Source organism: Candidatus Methylomirabilota bacterium, from assembly GCA_035936835.1.
Taxonomy (GTDB): domain Bacteria; phylum Methylomirabilota; class Methylomirabilia; order Rokubacteriales; family CSP1-6; genus AR37.
The window spans coordinates 1-20,114 of sequence record DASYVT010000062.1 but is presented as its reverse complement, the minus strand read 5'-3'; the positions used below and the strand labels follow the sequence as shown (position 1 = coordinate 20,114).

General features: G+C 67.4%; 21 protein-coding genes, 1 tRNA gene and 1 pseudogene. 9 read left to right on the top strand and 14 right to left on the bottom strand.

Annotated elements, in window-relative coordinates:
* The 5 genes from VGV06_05160 to VGV06_05140 form a co-directional block, all read right to left on the bottom strand.
* On the bottom strand, positions 1–423 hold a 423-nt coding region (locus VGV06_05160), incomplete at its 3' end, for a GTP cyclohydrolase I (GenBank protein HEV2054548.1).
* A 17-nt stretch (positions 424–440) separates the two neighbouring features.
* Positions 441–845: a 6-carboxytetrahydropterin synthase gene (locus VGV06_05155; GenBank protein ID HEV2054547.1), complete on the bottom strand. Its 405-nt coding sequence runs from the start codon at positions 843–845 to the stop codon at positions 441–443.
* Positions 842–1,255, bottom strand: a complete 414-nt coding sequence (locus tag VGV06_05150) for a 6-carboxytetrahydropterin synthase (protein HEV2054546.1) — start codon at positions 1,253–1,255, stop codon at positions 842–844. The genes VGV06_05155 and VGV06_05150 overlap by 4 nt, the downstream gene beginning before the upstream one ends.
* Positions 1,252–2,226 carry a glycosyltransferase family 4 protein gene (locus tag VGV06_05145; GenBank protein HEV2054545.1) on the bottom strand — a complete coding sequence of 325 codons (975 nt, stop codon included), beginning with the start codon at positions 2,224–2,226 and terminating at the stop codon, positions 1,252–1,254. Before VGV06_05145 ends, VGV06_05150 begins: the two co-directional genes overlap by 4 nt.
* Positions 2,227–2,337: 111 nt before the next feature.
* Positions 2,338–3,123: an enoyl-CoA hydratase gene (locus VGV06_05140; protein ID HEV2054544.1), complete on the bottom strand. Its 786-nt coding sequence runs from the start codon at positions 3,121–3,123 to the stop codon at positions 2,338–2,340.
* Between the two features lie 212 nt (positions 3,124–3,335).
* Here VGV06_05140 and VGV06_05135 point away from each other — a divergent pair, with 212 nt between their 5' ends.
* Positions 3,336–3,890 carry a phospholipase D family protein gene (locus tag VGV06_05135; protein ID HEV2054543.1) on the top strand — a complete coding sequence of 185 codons (555 nt, stop codon included), beginning with the start codon at positions 3,336–3,338 and terminating at the stop codon, positions 3,888–3,890.
* 23 nt (positions 3,891–3,913) lie between these two features.
* Here VGV06_05135 and VGV06_05130 read toward each other — a convergent pair.
* Positions 3,914–3,989: transfer RNA gene (locus VGV06_05130), tRNA-Met, on the bottom strand.
* Positions 3,990–4,110: 121 nt separating this feature from the next.
* On the opposite strand from VGV06_05130, the gene VGV06_05125 reads away from it, so the two are divergent.
* The 4 genes from VGV06_05125 (at position 4,111) to VGV06_05110 (ending at position 8,945) form a co-directional block, all read left to right on the top strand.
* Complete coding sequence (locus VGV06_05125) at positions 4,111–5,568, top strand: amidohydrolase family protein (GenBank protein ID HEV2054542.1); 1,458 nt, start codon at positions 4,111–4,113, stop codon at positions 5,566–5,568.
* The gene (locus tag VGV06_05120; GenBank protein HEV2054541.1) at positions 5,558–6,499 is read left to right on the top strand and encodes an alpha/beta hydrolase; all 942 of its coding nucleotides are present in this window, start codon (positions 5,558–5,560) and stop codon (positions 6,497–6,499) included. Before VGV06_05125 ends, VGV06_05120 begins: the two co-directional genes overlap by 11 nt.
* A 168-nt stretch (positions 6,500–6,667) precedes the next feature.
* Positions 6,668–8,170 carry an amidohydrolase family protein gene (locus VGV06_05115; GenBank protein ID HEV2054540.1) on the top strand — a complete coding sequence of 501 codons (1,503 nt, stop codon included), beginning with the start codon at positions 6,668–6,670 and terminating at the stop codon, positions 8,168–8,170.
* Between the two features lie 88 nt (positions 8,171–8,258).
* Positions 8,259–8,945, top strand: a complete 687-nt coding sequence (locus tag VGV06_05110) for an alpha/beta hydrolase (GenBank protein ID HEV2054539.1) — start codon at positions 8,259–8,261, stop codon at positions 8,943–8,945.
* A gap of 37 nt (positions 8,946–8,982) precedes the next feature.
* On the opposite strand, the gene VGV06_05105 is transcribed toward VGV06_05110, so the two are convergent.
* Together VGV06_05105 and VGV06_05100 are read right to left on the bottom strand one after the other, a co-directional pair.
* Positions 8,983–9,999 (bottom strand): SMP-30/gluconolactonase/LRE family protein, encoded by a 1,017-nt coding sequence (locus VGV06_05105; GenBank protein HEV2054538.1) that lies wholly within the window; start codon positions 9,997–9,999, stop codon positions 8,983–8,985.
* A gap of 562 nt (positions 10,000–10,561) precedes the next feature.
* Positions 10,562–11,011, bottom strand: a complete 450-nt coding sequence (locus VGV06_05100; GenBank protein ID HEV2054537.1) for a TauD/TfdA family dioxygenase — start codon at positions 11,009–11,011, stop codon at positions 10,562–10,564.
* Positions 11,012–11,145: 134 nt separating this feature from the next.
* Between VGV06_05100 and VGV06_05095 the strand changes: the two genes are divergently transcribed.
* The 3 genes from VGV06_05095 to VGV06_05085 are packed head-to-tail and all read left to right on the top strand — an operon-like array spanning position 11,146 to position 14,223.
* Positions 11,146–12,441, top strand: coding sequence for an extracellular solute-binding protein (locus tag VGV06_05095; GenBank protein HEV2054536.1), 1,296 nt, complete (start codon positions 11,146–11,148; stop codon positions 12,439–12,441).
* 31 nt (positions 12,442–12,472) lie between these two features.
* A complete protein-coding gene (locus VGV06_05090) occupies positions 12,473–13,408 on the top strand; it encodes a sugar ABC transporter permease (protein HEV2054535.1) in 936 nt (311 codons plus the stop codon).
* Complete coding sequence (locus VGV06_05085) at positions 13,405–14,223, top strand: carbohydrate ABC transporter permease (GenBank protein HEV2054534.1); 819 nt, start codon at positions 13,405–13,407, stop codon at positions 14,221–14,223. The genes VGV06_05090 and VGV06_05085 overlap by 4 nt, the downstream gene beginning before the upstream one ends.
* 71 nt (positions 14,224–14,294) lie before the next feature.
* Here the strand turns inward: VGV06_05085 and VGV06_05080 are convergent.
* The 5 genes and pseudogenes from VGV06_05080 to VGV06_05060 all read right to left on the bottom strand — a co-directional run bounded on the left by VGV06_05080 (position 14,295) and on the right by VGV06_05060 (position 19,213).
* Positions 14,295–14,645, bottom strand: a pseudogene (locus VGV06_05080) (hypothetical protein).
* 1 nt (position 14,646) lies between these two features.
* Positions 14,647–15,765: an alpha/beta fold hydrolase gene (locus tag VGV06_05075; GenBank protein HEV2054533.1), complete on the bottom strand. Its 1,119-nt coding sequence runs from the start codon at positions 15,763–15,765 to the stop codon at positions 14,647–14,649.
* A gap of 405 nt (positions 15,766–16,170) precedes the next feature.
* Positions 16,171–16,656: a heme-binding protein gene (locus VGV06_05070; GenBank protein ID HEV2054532.1), complete on the bottom strand. Its 486-nt coding sequence runs from the start codon at positions 16,654–16,656 to the stop codon at positions 16,171–16,173.
* A gap of 494 nt (positions 16,657–17,150) precedes the next feature.
* Positions 17,151–17,972 (bottom strand): alpha/beta hydrolase, encoded by an 822-nt coding sequence (locus VGV06_05065; GenBank protein HEV2054531.1) that lies wholly within the window; start codon positions 17,970–17,972, stop codon positions 17,151–17,153.
* Positions 17,969–19,213, bottom strand: coding sequence for an LLM class flavin-dependent oxidoreductase (locus tag VGV06_05060; GenBank protein HEV2054530.1), 1,245 nt, complete (start codon positions 19,211–19,213; stop codon positions 17,969–17,971). Before VGV06_05060 ends, VGV06_05065 begins: the two co-directional genes overlap by 4 nt.
* A 177-nt stretch (positions 19,214–19,390) precedes the next feature.
* Here VGV06_05060 and VGV06_05055 point away from each other — a divergent pair, with 177 nt between their 5' ends.
* Positions 19,391–19,876: a hypothetical protein gene (locus tag VGV06_05055; GenBank protein HEV2054529.1), complete on the top strand. Its 486-nt coding sequence runs from the start codon at positions 19,391–19,393 to the stop codon at positions 19,874–19,876.
* Positions 19,877–19,880: 4 nt separating this feature from the next.
* On the opposite strand, the gene VGV06_05050 is transcribed toward VGV06_05055, so the two are convergent.
* Positions 19,881–20,057, bottom strand: coding sequence for a hypothetical protein (locus tag VGV06_05050; protein ID HEV2054528.1), 177 nt, complete (start codon positions 20,055–20,057; stop codon positions 19,881–19,883).
* Between the last annotated feature and the right edge of the window lie 57 nt (positions 20,058–20,114).

The following is a 20,114-nucleotide window of genomic DNA, read 5'->3' as shown; positions in this document are numbered from 1 at the left end:
CTCCGTCATCACAGGATGATCGGGCGTGACACGGAAGCGCCCAGATTCAGTGGTGACTTCGACGATCTGGCGCGTCTTTCTGGAAGAGACGGCCGTAACCTCGGTCTCCTTGAGAAAACCCCGATCGAGCGTCCATAGGCGGTCTCCGGCGAGCACCCCGCGCGCCGGCTTTGCCCCCCCGACGACGTTGACGATCTCCTTGCCGGGAACACACACGCTGTACAGGTCGATGTCCTTCACCACGACCATCTCGTCGTACTCTTCGGTGAAGAGCGCTTCGTTGAGGACCTGGTGGGCTTCCTGCCCGTAGCCTGAAGTCAGGTACTCCCAGGCCTTGGCGACTCGGGTCGGCGTCCTCTCGAGGCCCTCGCGCATTGGGTCCTCGCCGATCTCCTTCAAAAGCTGACGGATCAGGTCCTCCATGTGGGTCACCTCGCGGCTCAGCCGCGGTATTCGAAGGTGTTGTTGTCGGTCTCGACCACGGCCACGCGGCGCAGGCTTCCGGCCGCCAAGGCGGGCTCCAGCCACTGCCAGAATGCGCGGGCGAGGTTCTCGCCCGTCGTCGTAATGCCGGTCAAGGCCGGTACGGCGCTCGACAGATCGTAGTGATCCACACCGTCGAGGACCAGACGCTTCACGGCGGCGTCGAGCGCGTCCAGGTCCGCCGCCATGCCGGTGACGGGATCGGGCTGCCCTCCGACGGTCACCTCGACCAGGTAGTTATGTCCGTGCTGGCGGTAGCACTGGCCGTAGATCCGCGCGTTGTCCTCGGGAGAGAAGGCTGGGTTCTCGAGCCTATGCCCCGCGCTGAAGTGGTACTGCCGCGTCAGCTCGATCGCGCTCATGCGCCGAAATACTCCACGTAGAAGGTCGGATCCTCCCAGAGTCTCAGCCGCCAGAGCCTCTCCTGCCCCAGCTTCGGCGCCAGCAGATCCCACACCGGGCGGACGAGGTTCTCGGTGGTCGGCACGGCGCCCTGGGCGAAGAGCGGGTCGGCGTTGAGATCGGCGTGGTCGAAGCGCTGAACGACGGCGTCCGACACCACGCGCTTCAGCTCGGCGAGGTCCATGACCATGCCGGTCTGAGCGTCCACCGGGCCGCGGACCGTCACTTCAAGCACGTAGTTGTGCCCGTGGGAGACGGTAAGGTTCCCGAAGACGCGGCGGTTCTCAGCAAAGCTCCACTCGTCCCGCCAGTAGCGGTGGGCCGCGGAGAACGTAAACTTCCGAGTCGCGTACACGTGACCGGCGCTCATCGGGATTGCCCCCCTTCGAGGCCCAATCTTACCGCTTCCAGGAACCGAGCGGCGACCCGTTCGGGTACGTAGGCGGGCACCGCGCGGCGCCCAGCCTCGCCCATGGCGCGCGCCCGCGCGGGATCGACGGCCAGCGCCTCGAGCGCCCGGGCAAGGCCCGCGGGGTCGCGCGGCGGCGCGAGCAGGCCCGTCACGCCGTCCTCGACCACCTCCGGGGTCGCGGCGGCCCGGCAGGCGACAACCGGGAGCCCCGCCGCCATGGCCTCGAGGAAGACGATGCCGAAGCTCTCCTGCACCGACGGCAGGCAGAAGATGTCCGCGCTCACGTACTCCTCGGCGAGGCGATCCCGCGACACATCGCCCAGGAGGGTGACCGTTTCTCCGAGCCCGAGCGTGGCGTGGAGCCGCACGGCGTCCTCCCACTCGGGACCCTTACCTACGATGCGGACGCGGGCGCCGGGGATTCGGAGGCAGAGGAGAGCCGCCGCCTCGAGGAGATCGCCGATGCGCTTGCGCGGATACATGCGCGCGACGCAGAGGATGGTGGGGCCGCCGCGCGGGCGCGGCCTGGCCGCGGCGAAGAGCGACGTCCACCGCTCGAGCTCTATGGGCTCGGGCACGACGGCAATCTTCACTGCCGCCAGTCCGTATTCACGGCGGGCGACGTCGGCGGAATAGCGGCTGGGAGCGATCACGATGTCGGCGCGCCGCGCGTTGAGGCGCTCCCAGCGAGCCTGGATGGCGAGAAGGACGCGCACCCACCCGCGTTCGTTCTTGAGCTCGTCGGCGATGACGCCCTTGAGGCTCACGACGAAGGGCAGCCTGCGGGCCCTGGCCCAGAGGAAGCCGTCCAGGTCCACGCCGTAGACGAGGTCAACGCCCTCCGGCGGGCTCCAGGCGATGCCGGCGTTGTAGAGCCACCGGTCGAGGGTGTGGAAACCGCTGCGGAGGCGGAGCGGCCGGAGGTCCAGGCTGTGGCCGAGCGCTTCGAGACCGCGCTTGAGGCCCGCGATGCCGGCGAAGGTGCCGCTCCCCTCCAGCGGGTCCTGCGGCGTGGAGGAGAGGGCGGCGATGCGCAGACGCTACTTACCTTTGAATCCGGGCTTCCGCTTCTCGAGAAACGCCCGCGTGCCTTCGGCGTAGTCGTGGCTGTTGAAGGTTTCGATGCCCATCTCGAAGAGCTTCTTCCTGTGTTCCTCGTTGACGCCTTCGAAGATCGCCTGCGCCTGCGCCTTGGTGCCGCGGATGGACAGCGGCGCGTTCTCGGCGACGGTGCGGAGGTAGTCGTACGTGTACGCCTCGAGCTCGGAGGCGGGCACGAGGCGCTGGATGAAGCCGATGCGGAAGGCCTCGGCCGCGTCGAGGGTGCGCGCCGAGTAGAGGATGTCCTTGGCGTACGCGGGCCCGACCAGGTCCACGAGCTGGTGCACCGGGTCGAGGCCGTAGATGATGCTGAGCCGGGCCGCCGGAATGCCGAACTTGGAGCCGCCCGCGGCGAAGCGGAGGTCGCAGGCCATGGCGAGCGCCATCGCGCCGCCCATGCAGAAACCGAAGACCATGGCGACGGTGGGCTTGGGGCAGAGCCTGATCGAAGTGTACGCGGCCTCGGTCTTCTTGTTGTAGGCGAGCGCGGTCTGGGTGTCCTTGCGGTGCTCCGTGAACTCGGAGATGTCCGCGCCCGAGGCGAAGGCATCGCGCCCGGCGCCGCGGTAGACGATGGCGCGGACCGCGTCGTCCTTGGCCAGCCCGTCCGTCACGTCGGCGATCTCGCCCCACATGGCGAGGCTGACCGCATTGCGCATCTTGGGCCGGTTGAACACCACGGTGGCGATGCCGCCATCCCGCTCCACGAGGATCTCGTCGCTCATCTCGCTCCTCCTTGTGCTTGACCCCGGTGTGCTTCGCCCCGGAGCCCTCCCCCCGGCGCCCTCCAATGCCGCCCTCGGCAAAAAACGCGTCGATGGTGGCCGTGCCTGTGTCGCTCACGAGAAGGACAGTCTAGCGGAGCCGTCCGCGAACTTCAATTCGCCCCTGCGAAAAGCCCTTGGTGCCGGCCTGTATCTTCTGGGATACTCGGGGCATGGCTGCCGATTCTGCCGCACGACGGTGGCGCTTCCGGCTCGGCACAATTCTCGTGGCCGCCGCCCTCGCGCTGATACCCACGCCGCGGGCGGCGCCGGACGAGCCCGCATGGCAGGTGTACTTTTCGCCGAACCACGGCGCCACCAAGGCCGTCGTGGATGCCCTCGCGGCGGCCAAGGCGACGGTGCTGGTCCAGGCCTATTCCTTCACCTCGGCCCCGATTGCCAAGGCGCTGGTCGAGGCCCACGCTCGCGGGGTCGACGTCCAGGTCATCCTCGACCAGAAAGAGACGGGCTCCACGTATTCCTCGGCCGACTTCCTGGCGCACGCCAGGATCGTGACCCTCATCGACGGGGCGCACGCCATCGCCCACAACAAGGTCATGGTCATCGACGGCCTAGCCGTCATCACCGGCTCGTTCAACTTCACCACGGCGGCGGAGCAGCGGAACGCCGAGAACCTGCTCGTGATCCACGACGGGGCGCTGGCCGCCCGGTATACCGAGAACTGGCAGGCGCACGCGGCACACTCGGCTCGGTACGTGGGGCGCTAGCGCTTCGGAACTGCCTGGGGGAGTGGTGGCGGCGGGAGGACTCGAACCTCCGACACGGGGCTTATGAGACCCCTGCTCTGCCACCTGAGCTACGCCGCCGTCCCGGGGGTCGAGCAGAAAACCTACAGGCTTATGGGACGCGAGTCAAGCGAGCGATCGCCCCCTTGACCCCGGGGACCCCGGCGAGGCAGGATGGCCCGCAGCCAAAGGAGGCGCCGCCATGCAGACCAACGGCCAGACCGACGCTCGGAAGCTCCATTCCCGCCTACGCCATCCGGTCATCGACGCGGACGGCCACTGGATCGAGTACGGCCCCGTCATGAAGGAGGAGTTCCGCCGCATCGGCGGGGAGGCGGCGGCCGAGGCCCTGGCGGTGGCCACCCAGCGCGTGCCCACTTCGCTCAAGATGACGCTCGCCGAGCGCACCCGGAAGCGGGTGGGTCAGGAGGCCTTCTGGTCATCTCCCAGTGAAAACGTGCTGGACCGGGCCACCGCCATGCTGCCGCGCCTCATGTACGAGCGGCTGGACGACCTCGGCATCGACTTCAGCGTGGTCTACCCGACGGCCGGGCTCTCCTTCCACCGCATGCAGGACACCCGGCTGCGCCGCGCCATCTGCCGCGCCTACAACGTCTTCGCCGCCGACCAGTTCCGCGGGCTCGGGGATCGCGTCATCCCCGCCGCCATCATCCCGATGTACACGCCGGAGGAGGCGATCGAGGAACTGGAGTTCGCCGTCACCCAGCTCGGCTACAAGGTGGTCATGGTCGGGGGCCTCATGCGCCGCCGCGTGCCCGCGGTCGAAGAAGAACAGCCGGACGCCTCCAAGCTGATCGAGTGGTACGACGTGATCGGGCTGGACAGTCCCTACGACTACGATCCGGTGTGGCGGAAGTGCCTGGAGCTGCGCGTGGCGCCGAGCTTCCACAACGGCGCCCGCTCCATCCTGCTGCGCAACTCGCCGTCGAACTTCTGCTACAACCACATCGGCCACTTCGCCTCCGCCGGCGAGGCCGTGGCCAAGGCCATCTTCCTCGGTGGCGTCACCCGCCGTTTCCCCGGGCTGAACTTCGCGTTCCTCGAGGGAGGCGTGGGCTGGGCGTCCATGCTCTACGCGGACCTTATCGGCCACTGGGAGAAGCGCAACCGCCAGGCCATCGAGAGCACCAATCCCAGCAAGCTCGACGTCGGGAAGCTCCACGAGCTCGCCCGGAAGTACGGCAGTCCCGCGCTGGCAGAGGCGGTGGGGCGGCGGGAGGGGCTGGAGGGCGATTCCAACTCGACCTTCACCGGCGGCATCGAGGACCTCGACGACTACTTCCGGTGCCAGATCACCCGGAAGGAGGACATCCGCGATCTCTTCGTCCCGCGCTTCTACTTCGGCTGCGAGGCGGACGATCCCACCAATGCCTGGGCGTTCAACCGCCAGGCCAGCCCCATGCGGGCCCGGCTCAATGCCCTCTTCAGCTCGGACATCGGCCACTTCGACGTCCCCGACATGACCGAGGTCGTGCCCGAGGCGTACGAGCTGGTCGAGCATGGGCTCATCACCGACGATGACTTCCAGGACTTCATGTTCACCAATGCGGTGCGCTTCTGGGGCGAGGTGAACCCGGGCTTCTTCAAGGGCACCATCGTCGAGAAGCAGGCCCAGGAAGTATTGCGCCATGGCGCTTGATCCGCAGGCCAAGGCCGTCATCGAGCTCGCGATCAAGGCGGGCCGGCCGCCGTACCACACGCTCTCCCCCAAGGACGCGCGACAGCTCTTTCTCGAGACGCGCCCCTTCTCGACACCCGCCCCGCCCGCCATCGGCACGGTGCGGAACCTCGCGGCCGAGGGCCCGCTGGGCCAGATCCCGCTCCGCCTCTACCGGCCGGCGGGCGTGCCCGACGCCACGCGGCTGCCGGTGTACGTCTACTTCCACGGCGGCGGCTGGGTGATCGGCGATCTGGAATCGCATGACGTCCTCTGCCGGCAGCTCACCGCGGAGTCCGGCGCCTGCGTGATCGCGGTGGACTATCGCCTGGCACCCGAGCACAAATTCCCCGACGCCGCCGACGACGCCTGGGCCGCCACGCGCTGGATCGTGGCCCATGCCGCCGAGCTAGGCGTGGACGCGGCCTGCCTCGCCGTGGGCGGCGACAGCGCCGGGGGCAACCTGGCGGCGGTGGTGGCGCTGATGGCGCGCGACGCCGGCGGGCCCCCGATCGCGCTTCAGGTGCTCATCTATCCCGTCACCGATGTCGGCAGCGAATCCCCGTCCTACACCGACTTCGCCGACGGCTACATGCTCACCCGCGACAGCATGCGCTGGTTCACCGCGCACTACCTGAGCAAGCCGGCGGACGGCGCCGACTGGCGCGTCTCTCCCCTTCGCGCGCCGTCGCTGACGGGGTTGCCCCCGGCGCTCGTCATCACCGCGGGCTTCGATCCGCTGCGCGACGAGGGCACGGCCTATGCCACCCGGCTGCGCGAAGCCGGCGTCACCGTGGACTATGTCGCCTTCGGCGGGATGATCCACGGCTTCGTGGGAATGGGGCGCGTGCTGGACACCGCGCTGCGTGCGGTCGCGCTGATCGGAGCGTCGCTGCGGCAAGCCTTGCGATGAGGCTCACGAGGGCGTCCGTGGCGATCCTTGCGCGCCGTCCGATTCCGGTATAATCCCGTCCCATACGCGGCCACCACAAGGAGGTGATGCTTCGTCCTTCCCGGGCCCGGACCGCCCGACGTGACGTGGAACGATCGTTCCTGCTCCCGGATTGGAAGGAGGCTCGTGATGCCCCACTTTCTGAGCCATGAAGAGCTGCAGCGCACCGCACCGGCCGAGACCGCAGCCTTCGCGTCTCCGGTGCCCACCCAGATCGTCTCCAACGGAGAGTTCAACCCCCTGCCCCAGACCCGCGAGCAGGCACGGGTCGAAGCGCGGATCAAGGACCTCGCCGAGCGGCTCGCCCCCAGTCACGGGATGAGCCGGCGCGGCTTCCTGGCCAGCACCGCGGGCATGGCCGCCGCCTTTCTCGCGATGAACGAGGTTTTCGGGCCCCTCTTCGACGTGAGCCGCGCCGAAGCGCAGACGCCCGGCGTCGCCGACCAGCGCGCCGGCGCCCTGGCCGGGCAGTTCATCTTCGACGATCAGGTGCACTTCGTGCGGGACGACTTCAACCAGACGGGGTTGCTCGACCTCGCGAAGTACGCACGCCAGAACTGGAACCCCGCGCTGGTCGGCGAGAACCAGCTTGCCCGCTTCAAGTTCGAGAACTTCGTCAAGGAGATCTACGTCGACAGCGACACCAAGGTGGCCCTGCTCTCGGGCGCGCCCTTCGACGATCCCACTTGGGATCTCCTCACCAACGACCAGATCGCCGCCGCGCGCACCGCCATCAACCGCATCTCCGGCTCGCGGCGGCTGCTCGGTCACGCGGTGATCACCCCCAACAAGGGCCCCTGGATGGCCGAGGTGGATCGGTGCATCGCCCAGGTCCGGCCCGACAGCTGGAAGGGTTACACCGTCGGCGATCCGCTCTCACCGTCCAAGCTCGGCTCGTTCTGGCGACTCGACGACGAGAAGCTCATGTACCCGTTCTACGAGAAGGCGGTCAAGTCGGGCATCACCACCATCTGCATCCACAAGGGACTACTGCCGGCGGACTACCAGAAGTCCTGGGCCCAGGCGTGGCAGTACAACACTGTGTGGGACGTGGGGAAGGCGGCGAAGGACTGGCCGCAGATGAACTTCGTCATCTATCATTCCGCGCTCCGGATGTTCCTGGAGCCTCCGGATGCCATGCTCGCGGAGTTCCGGAAGTCGGGCCGGCTCGACTGGGTCACCGATCTGGCGGAGATCCCGGCAAAGTTCGGCGTCAACAACGTCTACGGGGAGATCGGCACGTCGTTCGCGACCTGCGCGGTGTCGAGCCCGCCACTCGCCGCCGCCCTCTTGGGCACCCTCGTCCGCGGCCTCGGCGCCGACCACGTGGCCTGGGGCAGCGACTCGGTGTGGTACGGCTCGCCCCAGTGGCAGATCGAGGCCTTCCGCCGCCTCGAGATCCCGGCCGACATGCAGAAGAACAACCAGTTCGCGCCCCTCGGCGCCGCCGACGGGCTGGTCAAGACGGCCATCCTGGGCGGAAACTCGGCGCGCCTCTATCGCGTCGACGTCAAATCCGCCCAGAGCGCCATCACCACGGACAAGATCGCCTCGATCAAGGCGGAGTACGTCGCCATGGGCGGTCAGCGCACCAACACGCGCTACGGCTACGTCGTGCCCACGCGCGTGTAGACCCCTCACCGCTGTCGCCCACCCCACGAGGGCGGAGGAGTGATCCTCCGCCCTCCGTGTGTGGAGGGCGGCAGCCAGGAGCAGAGCGATGGCGACCTACGTGCTGGTTCACGGGGCGTACCAGGGCGGCTGGATCTGGAAGCCGGTCGCCCAGCGCCTGCAGAAGGCGGGGCATTCCGTGTATGCCCCCACGCTCGAGGGCTGCGGCGAGCGGCACGAGCGGGTGCGCGCCGGCATCACCGTCACCACGCATGCCCGGGAGATCGAGCGGCTGCTCTACTTCGAGGATCTCTCCGACATCGTCCTCGTGGGCACCAGCTCGGGCGGGATGGTCATCTGCAAGGCGGCGGAGCTGGCCCGCGAGCGCATCGCGCGGCTCGCCTTCGTGGACGCGCTGGCGCTCCTGCCCGGTGAGCGCGTGGCCGACATCGTGAACCGGCCCGCCGCCAACGAGATCACCGCGCTGACCACCGCCCCCACGCGCCAGGACGCCGAGGGCCGCATGTTCGCCGATCTCGAGCCCGCCACCCGCGCGTGGGCGCTCGCCCGCTACACGCCCCACCCCATCGCCGCCCTCGAGGCGCCCATGGAGCCGACGGACTTCTGGGAGCGCTCCTGGACCGCGTCGGTGATCCGGTGCAAGCGCGCGCGCAACCCGCCCGAATCCCACCAGCGCCGCACCGCCGAGCGCCTGAAGGCCCCCTACGCGGAGCTGGACACCGGGCACTACCCGATGCTGAGCGAGCCCGAGGAGCTGGCGCGCCTGCTCCTCTGAGGGGAGGGCCCCCGGCGCCCGCGCGCCTACGCGCGGCTCATCCCCCCGGCGCGCCCTGGGTATTCACGTAGAGCGAATACAGGGACGTGCTCGCGGCCATAAAGAGCCGGTTGCGCTGGGTGCCGCCGAAGCAGAGGTTTGCGCAGCGCTCGGGCAGATCGATGCGGCCGATGAGCTTGCCATCCGGGTTGAAGATCGACACGCCATCGAGCCCTTCCTGGCCCATGCCCCAGCCGCACCAGAGGTTGCCGTCCACGTCGCAGCGATACCCGTCCGGCGTGCCGGGGCCGGCGTCGAGGAACTTGCGCTTGTTGCTGAGCCGGGTGCCGCCATCCACCACGTCGCACACCTGGATGACGCGCGGCGAGACGCCCGCCTCGACGATGTAGAGCTTCGATTCGTCGGGGGAGAAGGCCAGCCCGTTCGGCCGATTGATGTCACCCGTCGCCACCGTCATCTGACCGGTCTTGCCGTCCACCCGGTACACGTTGGTCGGCAGCTCGGGCTTGGCGACGTAGCCTTCGTAGAAGCCGAGGATGCCGAACGGCGGGTCGGTGAACCAGATGGACCCGTCGGACTTGCACACGATGTCGTTCGGCGAGTTGAGGGGCTTCCCTTCGAAGCGGTCCGCGATGACGGTGATCGTGCCGTCGTACTCGGTGCGCGTCACGCGCCGGGTGCCGTGCTCGCAGGTGAGCAGGCGCCCCTGCCGGTCACGCGTGTTGCCGTTGGCGAAGTTCGACGGCTTGCGGAACACGCTCGCCGCGCCGGTCTCTTCGTCCCACCGCATGATGCGGTTGTTCGGGATGTCGCTCCAGAGCAGATAGCGCCCGTCACCGAACCAGACCGGTCCTTCGCACCAGCGGAGCCCCGTCGCGAGCCGTTCGATCTTGGCGAGGCCGAGTCGGTAGCGCGCGAAGCTCTGGTCGACGATCTGGACCGACGGGTCTGGGTAGCGCTGACTCGGCTGCCATTGCGCGAATGCGCGCGGCGCCACCGCCAGCGCCGCGGCCGTGGTTCCTGCGGCGAGAAACGCTCTTCGGCTTACTTCCATGGCTCCCTCCTCTGATGCTGGTTGGTGTCAGGGAATCTTCGGCTTTGGAATTGGAGCCTCCCCTTCCAGGACATCGAGGGCGTAGAGACGGAAAGGCCGTTCTCGGTCGAGGCGCAGCCCTTGCGGGCCATCCCCACTGTGCGAATCACGGCCGCTACCATCGCGGCGATCCTGTCAGAGCGCGCCTGACAAGTCAAACCGGAGCCTCGAGGCGGCGAGCGGGCGCCGTCCACCGGGACGCTCAGCACAGACCTCCGCGGTCGCCCGGGCTCCCGGCACCTGTTACCGGGTCATGTCAGGGAGGGCCTGCTGCCCGGCTCGTGCCGCAGAACCGGAGGACGGAGACGGCCCGCAGCCTCCGTTGTCCATGACTGAGGCAGGAGCCGAACAGCAGGACTCCCCGGCGTCACCTTCTAGGCGGTGCCGTGGGCCCGACCAGCCGCGGACGTCTGCCCTGCCGCTGCCCTGGCGCCCCGGTTGACAGCTCTCGCCCCCTGCGTCGAGGCGCCGATTTGACTGCTCCGACGCGCTCTGGGAGGATCGGCCCCGAATGGGAGGGGCGTTATCCGCGCTGTGACAAGGGGAAGCGCTGTGACAAGGGGAAGCGCTGTGACAAGGAGGGAAGAGTCTGGGCCGGCACCTGTTTGAAGGAAGAGTCGGTGTGCCACATCTGGTTGCCGCTCTGGTAGACCATGCGCCGGTCGGACCAGTCCATGAGCTTGCCGTCCTCGTCGACATTGGCCAGCTCGACCAGGTTTCGATGCGGGCGGTTTTCCTTGCCGAGCGTCTTCACGGTGGTCTCGAGCGGTCCGAAGCGCTGGCTGAAGCGCATCTGCTCGTCGTCGCTGAGCGGCTGGCCGTGGAAGAGGAGAAGCGAATGGTCGTTGAAGGCCTCCCGGATATGGGCCCAGATGCCGTCGTCCACGGGCTGGCGGAGATCCACGCCGCTGATCTCGACGCCGAAGTGAGGGTGAAGCCGGGTCATGCCGAGCGTGCCGGTCGAGGTCGCCATCGAAGCCTCCTTGGTGAACGCGCCCGATGATGCGGCGGGCTCTCGGGGCTGACAAGACGGGCTCTTGACAAGGCCGGCCGCGCCGATTATAAGGGCTCCACTCGGCGCAGCGCCTCAGCTCAAAGGAGAGCCCCATGCCCAACACGCCCCGACGTATTCTCCTGTCCGCTCTGCTCTTGGTCCTGATCTCAGGCCTCCAGCCGGCCTCGGCGGCCGACGTCAAGCTGACGCTCTGGCGGCTCAAGACGTATATCCCGCCGGCCGACAAGATCCTGGACACGACTGCCCAGGAGTGCGGGAAGAAGATCGGCGCCGAGGTGATCATCCAGACCTATACCTTCGATGACATGTGGACGAGATATACGGCGGCCATCGAGAGCAAGACGCTGCCCGATGTGGCGGAGCTGGACGCCGTCGGCCCTGCGCGGCTGGCTAACCTCGGGCGGCTCTCGGACGTGTCGGACCTGGTCGGGACGGTGACGAAGGAGCTGGGCGAGCTCTCGACGAATGCGGAAGGGGCGGTGAAGTTCGGCGGCAAGTTCTACGCGGTGCCCCACTACGCGATCCCGCTCATCCTGTTCTACCGCAAAGACCTGCTTGAGAAGGTCGGTGCCCAGCCCCCCGATACCTGGGATGCCATCAACGAGATCTCGGTCAAGATCAAGAAGGCGGGGCTTCAGGATTTTCCTCAGGGCTTCCCGTGGAACAGGACCGGCGATGGCTATGACCCGGCGATGAGCCTGCTCTGGTCCTATGGCGCGGCGTGGGTGGACAAGAGCGGGAAATTCGTGGGCATCCCCAAGGACAAGGCCGTCCAGGCCATCAAGGTCGTGACGCCGGCGTATCTCACCGACAAGACCTCGGCCTTCGACTATCTCTCCTGGTCGGGCTCGGGAAATAATGAGGCCTTCATGGCGGGAAAGGTCGCCTTCACACCGAATGGGCCCAGCATCCTCTTCCAGGAGGACTCGGTGAAGCACCCGCTGCGCAAGGACACGGCGATCAAGTTGATGCCCAAGGGGCCCGCGGGGCGCAACCTGGCGCTCACCTTCGTCATGAACTGGGCCATCCCGGTGGACGGCAAGCTGCAGAAGGAGGCCAGGGCGCTCGTGGCCTGCATCATGTCGAAGGAGAAGTTCACCGGATACATGACGGGCTCGTTCCAGCAGGCGGTGCCGTTGTTCAAGAGCCTGATCAACCACGACTACTGGAACACGCCGGACGGGAAGGTCATCGTCGAGACGGTGAAGCTCGGACGGCCCGTGGGCTGGCCCGGGCCCACGACCCCGGCCGCCGCCGAGGTGGTCTCGAGCAATGTGCTGACGGACATGATGACGCGGGTGATCGTGGACAAGGTGGCGCCGGAGAAGGCCGTCGAGGAAGCCGACAAGCGCATCAAGGAGATCTACGATCGCCTGCCCCCGAAGTGAGCCGGCGCGGTGAGGTGCTCTGTTGAGTAAGGTGCTCGCGCAGCCCGCGGCTACCGTGTCTCGGGCCGCAGGGCCCAAATGGTTCCGGATGAACCGCGTCCAGGAACGGCTCCTGGGCTACGCGTTGATCGTCCCCATCGCGCTGCTGATCGTCGGGCTCATCGCCTACCCATTCATCAACGCTATCTGGCTCTCCTTCACCGAGAAGATGGTGGGCTACCCGGCTCACTTCGTCGGGCTCAAGAACTACGTCACGCTCTTCGACAGCCCGCGCTTCCGCATCGTGGCGTGGAATAGCGTGGTCTACACGGTCGGCTCGATCACCACCAAGCTCGTGATCGGCATGGTGATGGCCGTGGCGCTCCAGAAGGCGGTGCGGGGGAACCAGCTCCTGCGCGGCTTCCTGCTCCTGCCGTGGGTGATTCCGACCGTGGTCATCGCCCTGACGTGGCGTTGGCTGCTGGATCTCTACCGGGGGCTGGTCAATGTCGGGCTCCACGATCTCGGCTTCATCGGCGGCGGGATCCACTGGCTGGGCAATCCCAATCTCGCGATGCTGTCTGTCATCATGGCCAACGTCTGGCGGGGCTTTCCGTTCTTCGGCGTCTCCTTCCTGGCGGCCATGCAGACGGTGCCGCAGGATCTCTACGACGCCGCGGCCGTGGACGGCGCCTCGGCCTGGCAGCAGTTCTGGCGGGTGAGCCTGCCCTCCATCAAGGGCGTGGTGGCCATCGTGACTCTGCTCAGCACGATCTGGACGCTCAATGACTTCAATATCGTCTACATCATGACCCGCGGCGGACCGGGCGCCGCCACGCATATCTTCGCCACTTATTCCTACGAGCTCGGCATCCAGTCCCAGCGCTGGGGCATGGCGATGGCCGCCAGCATGTACTCGCTCCCGGCGATCGCACTGCTGATCGTCTTCGTGGTGCGCTATCTCCACCGCGAGGAGCCGGCGTCATGAGCGGACGCGCCCTGCGTTGGCTGGCCGTGGGGCTTCTCTTGCTGCTCGTTGCCGTCCCGCTCTACTGGATCCTCGTGACCTCCTTCAAGACGGGGCGGCAGATCCTCATGTCCCAGGCTATCTATATCGCCATGCCGTTCACGATCGGGAACTACACGTATCTCTTCGACGAGACTCGCTTCGCCCTCTGGCTCAGAAATAGCGCCGTGGTGGCCGTGTCGAGCACGCTCTTCTCGCTGGCCATAGGCTCGGCGGGCGCGTATGCGCTGACACGACTCCGCTTCCCCGGGCGGCGTGCCTTCGGCGCCCTCGTGCTCATCACCTATCTCGTTCCGCCCGGCCTCATGTTCATCCCGCTCTACCGGACCTTCATCCAGATCGGCTACACCAACTCGCTGGGCACGCTGATCCTGGCCTACCCGACCTTCCTGGTGCCCTTCGTGACGTGGCTCCTCATGGGGTTCTTCCGCTCGATTCCAAGGGAGCTCGAGGAGGCGGCGCTGGTGGACGGCGCCACGCGGCTTCAGACGCTGTGGCGCATCGTGCTGCCGCTGGCGGCGCCAGGACTCCTCGCGGCCGGACTCTTCTGCTTTACGCTGTCGTGGAACGAGTTCCTCTATGCCCTGATCTTCATCGCCGACGACAGCCTGCGAACGCTGCCGGTCGGTATCTCGGAGTTCGTGGTCTCTGATTTTGCGTTCTGGGGGCAGCTCATGGCGGCCGCTGCCCTCGCGTCGCTTCCCGTAGTCCTCGTCTACATCTATCTCCACAAGTACATGGTGAGCGGCCTCACGGCCGGCGCAGTCAAGGGCTAGCCGGCGGCAAAGGGGGACGCGCGTACGTAACATAAAGCCTGTTCTCCGACCCGGCGGCCCTGGGGCCTTGTCACAGCCGCACCCTCGTAGATCCAGCGCGGCGGCAGATAGCGCACCCACGCCTTCCGGTCCGACTCGCACATGTACTCGACGCGCACGCCGCCCAGGCGGTTCGAGAGGTCGTGATACGGCGCGCAGGCCACCGCATGCGGCAGCGTCGAGAGGCCGAGCTTGGCGAGACTGGCCAGGAACTTCTCCAGGTGCTGGCGCCGGAAGGTGCGGAACACGAACGCCGCCGCGTCGGCGCCGCTCCGCCGGCTCACCGTGGTCAGGATGAGCCCGGTCAGATAGCTATGGTAGACGACCTCGACCGCCCGCCGGGCGCGAAACTGCGCATCCCCCTCGCTTACCGTCGCCCCAATCTCACTTGAGCTTCTCCCCACGTTGGGTCACGACGTCCAGAAACCGTCCGACCTCCAGATTGATCAGCTCCACGTCCGCGGGAATGAAGCCACCAGCGGCGGCGTGCCCGGTGATGGAGTCGGGATTGATCGTGATCGTGCGGACGTCGCGAATGTAGCGGGCCGCCTCGAGCGGCTCCCACTCCGGGTTGAGAAGATCCTTTGTCCCCACCATGATCACCGTCTTCGCCTTGATCGAGCGCAGGGCCTTCGCGTAGTCCCCGCCCATCCCCGGCGTGGCTCCGACATCGTGCGTGTCGTACGCCCACGTCTGGTAGATGTAGTTGTTCACGTCGAAGAGATTGATCTGGTTGTCTTCCTGAGCCTTGAGCCAAGGCAGGACGTCGAGCGGCTTCGCGAACTGGTATCGGTACATCTCCGGCGTGCGAGCGGCAAGGAAGCCTAGAACGTCGCGCCACACGCGGATGCCGGCCGCGGGCGGGCTCGTGTAGTTGCCGTTGTTCCAGGCTGGATCGAGCATGATCGCCTTCCGGGTCGCCTCCGTCACGAGAATGCTCCAGGCCGGCGTCCGGGCGAGAGGCACGAGGGCGACGAGGCTGTCCATGAAGTCCGGATAGCTCACTCCCCACTGGAGGGCCTGCATGCCGCCCATGGAGGGCCCGACGACGGTCACGACATGGTTGATGCCCAGCTGCTCCATCAAGAGCCGGTACTGCGACTGCACCATGTCGCGCATGGCAAACTTCGGGAACTGCATGCGGGGCTGCGCGACACTGTTGCTCGGCGAGGTCGTAAGCCCATTGCCGATAGCGTCGGTGCACACGATAAAGTACTTGGTGGTGTCGAGCGCCTTGCCCGGGCCGATGAGGAAGTCGAGCCGGTGGTGGTTGCCAGTGAGAGCCGTGACCATCAGGATAGCGTTCGACTTCTTCGCGTTGAGGGTCCCGTGCGTCACGTACGAGATGGCGAAGTCCTTGATCACCTCGCCGCTCTCGAGCGTGAGATCGCCCACCCGGTAAAGCTGGTGGGGCGGGTCGGTGGGACCGTGCGCGCCGGCGACGGACAGGCTCGTCAAGCTGACAACGAGAAACGCCGCGACTGCCAGAACGCCGCTTCGCATGTTGCTACCTCCTTGTTGGGGGTGTGCTACGGAAACATGCCGCACCTTATCACTTTGGCCCCGGCCTCGGCACGCTGGCGCGATTCCGCTTGGGCGTATGCACTCCCCCTGTGACCTCGCCCCAGGACCTGATCGGCGCTTCGCCGCGGCGCAAGGAAGACCGGCGGCTCATCACTGGCACGGGCCGTTATGTGGATGCCCTCAAGCGCGCCGGCTGTGACAAGGCAGGTCCCGAGGGTCTTCCCCCGGGGTCTGCCTTGTCAGCTATCAAGCCGTTTCGTTGGCTTCGATTCGTGTGAAGCCTCGCGCGCGACATCGCCCTGTGTTCGACGGGCGCACCCGGACATCGCACGCGGAACGGCGGCCGATCCCGCGGCGCCGCCGCGCCCTGCCCCGGCCCTGCTCCTACTTCAGCGCGTCGATCCCGGCCTGGGCGATCTGGGCGTCCTGCTGGGAGGTGACGCCCGAGACGCCGATGCTGCCGATGATCTTGCCGTCCGTCACGATCGGGATGCCACCCTCGATCACGCTGTACCCGAGGTTCAGGAGCCGGAGGTTGGCGCCGCCCTGTGCGATGAGGTCCTGGAACACCTTCGTCGGCCGGCGCAGCGCGACCGCCGAGCGGGCCTTCTCCTTCGCGATCTCGACGCTACCCCACTGGGCGTTGTCCAGGCGCTGGAGCATCACGAGGTTGCCGCCCGAGTCCAATACGACGATGACGACCGGCCAGTTGTTCTTCTTGGCCTCGGCCTCCGCGCCCGTCATGGCCTTCTTCGCCTGCTCGAGGGTGATGAACGGCCCGTAGGCCGGCGGGGCCTGGGCGCTGGCCGAGGCGGCCGCGAACAGCAACAGCGTGACGACGACGAGGGACAGAAGCCTTGCCGTTCTCATCGGTCTCTCCTTCTGGGAGCGGAGGTTGGGGGTGATGCCGCCGATGACATGGCGGCCTGGAGCGCCGCACGAGTAACTCCGCCGCCGGCGCCGGGGTTCCCGACCCGGTCAGTCGGCCATGGACAGGGCTGCCCGGGAGATCCTCAGCCGGGATTTCCGATATGGACCGATCGCCGCCCCGGTGACGGCGTCCACCGAGCTGGCCAGCTCGTCAACCGGTCCCAACACGTCAACGGCAGCCACGCTGGGAACCCCTGGGGCCGGTGCAGCCCGTTGCCTCCGAGTGTGGTCACGCCGCCCGTGTCGTGCAAAGACACCGCCGCCGCGGCCCCCTCTCCCTGCTCATTGCCCCCGCTCCCTGTGCAGGACTCGGGAATCAGGTCGGATGCCCCGCGAGTCGCTCGATACGCCAAAGGATTTGCCGAAAGAGAGTCGATGTCAAGTAGCTCTCGGCCAGCTGCAGGACGAAGTACCGGGCATGTCGGCTTAGGGATCTAGGCAGGCGCTCCTGACGGGCGCAGGAAGTCGCGGACCAGGCCGGCCACCGCTGCCGGCTGCTCGAGATGGGGCGCGTGCCCCGCCTTATCTACGGTCTCAATCCGGGCGCCCGGGATGTGCCGGAGGAAGTCTTCGGCGTAGATGGGCGGCACGAGCCGGTCCTCGGCGCCCCAGATCAGGAGCGTCGGCGCCTTCACGCGGTGGATGCGCTTCTTCAGGCCCTTGTCGGGGATGGGCCAGATGAATTTGCCCGTGGCGCCCATGGCCCAGGTGAGCCCGACCTGGGCCGTGACGCGGGCCTCCTCGTCCTCCGGCTGGGCGAACATCACACGCGCGCCGGCGCTCGCGGGATCACGGAAGATCGCGCCGGGCAGCTCCAGCGGGTTCAACATCATCCAGTTGACGACGGGGGCCTCGTCGCGCCAGAGGCCGAGGGGATCGATGAGGGCCAGGCGGCTGGCGCGGCGCGGGTAGGCCGCGGCCACCTCGCAGGCAACCATGGCCCCGAAGGAATGGCCCACGAAGGCCGCGCCCTCGAGGCCCATCTGCTCCAGCAGCTCGTCGTAGCAGAGGATCAGGTCCCAGAGGCCATCCAGATGATAGATGTCGTCGGGCGCGCCGGGCGTGGTGCCGGGGTGTTCGGGGGCGTGGACGGTGAAGTGCTGAGACAGCGTGTCCAAAAACGGGTCCCAGTGTAGGCCCCAGGGGCCGTGGAAGAAGACGAGCGCGGGGCCGGCGCCCTTCGAAAGCACGCGCATGCGGACGCGGTTCTGCCAGACGGAGAGGGTGCGGGCTTGGGTGTCGTTGAGACTGCTCATCGCGCCGCGACCACGGCGGGCTCCGGGGCGCGCTTGCGGAGCTTCTCAGGCCACCAGTGGTTGACCCAGCCCTCGTCCTCCCAGAAGCCGCGGAGGGAGGGGAGGACTTCGCGGGCGAAGAGGTCCATGTTCTGCAGGGTCAGCTCGTGGGGCATGGAGCCGATCTGCAGGAGCACCATCAGGTTGCCGACGCGGAGGCCCTTGACGACTTCTTCCTCGAGCCGCTGGCGGACGGTGGCGGGACTGCCGGCGATGACGTAGCCCTTCTCGACGAAGTCGCGGTAGCGGAGCTCCTTGGTATTCACCGCGTGGCGCATGGGGTTGCGCGCGGTGGCCTGGAGGCTCCGGTAATCCTGATTGCCCGGCGGCGAGAACCACACGGCGGGGACGTGGAGGCACTTGTGATAGAAGTACTCCACGTGCCGCGCGTACTGCTCCTCGGCGCGCGCGTCGGTGTCGGCCACGACCACCAACTGCAGGAAGCCCGCGCGGTAAGGGTTGGCGTCGCGGCCCTTCTTGGTGACCACGTCCCAGTAGCCATCCATCATGCCCTTGGCCGAGCGGGCGCCCGAATAGCTCAGGAAGCAGTAGCACACCTCGTTCTCGACAGCGAAGTCGAAGGTGCTGATGCTGCCCGAGCCCGGCACCCACACGGGCGGATGCGGCTGCTGGATGGGACGGGGCCAGAGGTTCACGTTGGCCAGCTGGTAGTAGCGGCCATTCCACGGGAAGATCTCGCGTGCCTGCCAGGCCTTCATCGTGAGGGCGAAGGCCTCCCGGTAGCGCTCGCGATGCTCCATGGGCGTGATGCCGTAGCACAGGTTGACGTCCATGGGGCTGCCAAGCGGCAGACCCGCCACCAGCCGCCCGCCGCTGATGCAGTCGAGCATGGCGTACTCTTCCGCCACGCGGATGGGCGGGTTCTGGGTAGGCAGCGTGGCGCCCATCTGCACGATGGCCACGGGCAGATCATTGGTGGCCTTGGCGAGCACGCTGCCCATCAGGTTGGGACTGGGCATGAAGCCGTAGGCGTTCTGGTGATGCTCGTTGGTGCACACGCCGTCGAAGCCGGCGCGGGCCGCGAACAGCAGCTCGTCGAGCGTCCAGTTGTAGTACTGTCCCACGCGGACGGGATCGGCCAGCTCCCACCAGGGCGGCGTCACCCACACGGACGGGTAGCGCTTCTCGAAATCGGCGGGCAGCTCCCGGTGCGGCATCAAGTGAAACGCGCTGATCTTCATGGAGTGACCTCGCAGAGCGTGGAGCCGGCTGGCCTGGTTGCTGGTGCCACACACTACTGCCGGCGTGCGGGGAGTGTCAATACGCGAGGCCAGGAACTTTCACGGGCGCTCGGTGCTATCCTCGCAGCCTACGGCGCCGCCCGCGCCGCCGCCGCGGCGAGAAAGGGGCGCTCGTCCATGTCGTCTGTCGCCGGGATCCTCGTCGGCCTCGTCCTGCTGGGATACGGACGCCGTCTCTACTGGGCGTTCGTCGCCGGCGTCGGCTTCCTGACCGGACTGGCGCTCGGGTCGCGCCTGCTGCCCGGCCAGCCCGAATGGATGATCCTCACGGTGGCGCTCGTCCTCGCGCTCGCCGGCGGCGGAATCGGCCTGCTGTTGCTCCGCCAGCAGGGCATCACGGGCGATGTGCCGGCCTGGGTCGTCTATCTCGTTGCCGGGATCGTGGGACTGGTGCTCGTGCGGACGCTGTTCGAGTGGGCGCTGATTGTGCTCTCGTCGCTCGCGGGCGCGGGTTTGATCGGCGCCGGCGTCGAAGGCCGCATCGTCCTCTCGCAGGGGCTCGCGTGCCTGCTGGTGATCGCCGTTGCGTTGATCGGTATTGCCGTGCAGGCGGGCTTGCGGGGACAGCCACCGCGCCGCGGCGCCCCGGGCCGGGGCGCCTGAGCCTTCACTTCTTCCGGTAGACGTTCAGCCCAATCTTCTCGTCGCGCTCGAGCACCGCGACATTGCCCTCGGTCGAGGCGATGATGATCGTCTTCCCGGACGAAGACGGCCCAAACTCTTTGGTCAAGTCCACCGTGATCGTCAGAATGTTCCCGGCCACCGTCATCTGCACGTTCTTCATCTCAGTGTCTCCTTAGGGACGCGGGGTGATGACGAAGCGGAAGCGGGCGTCGGGGCG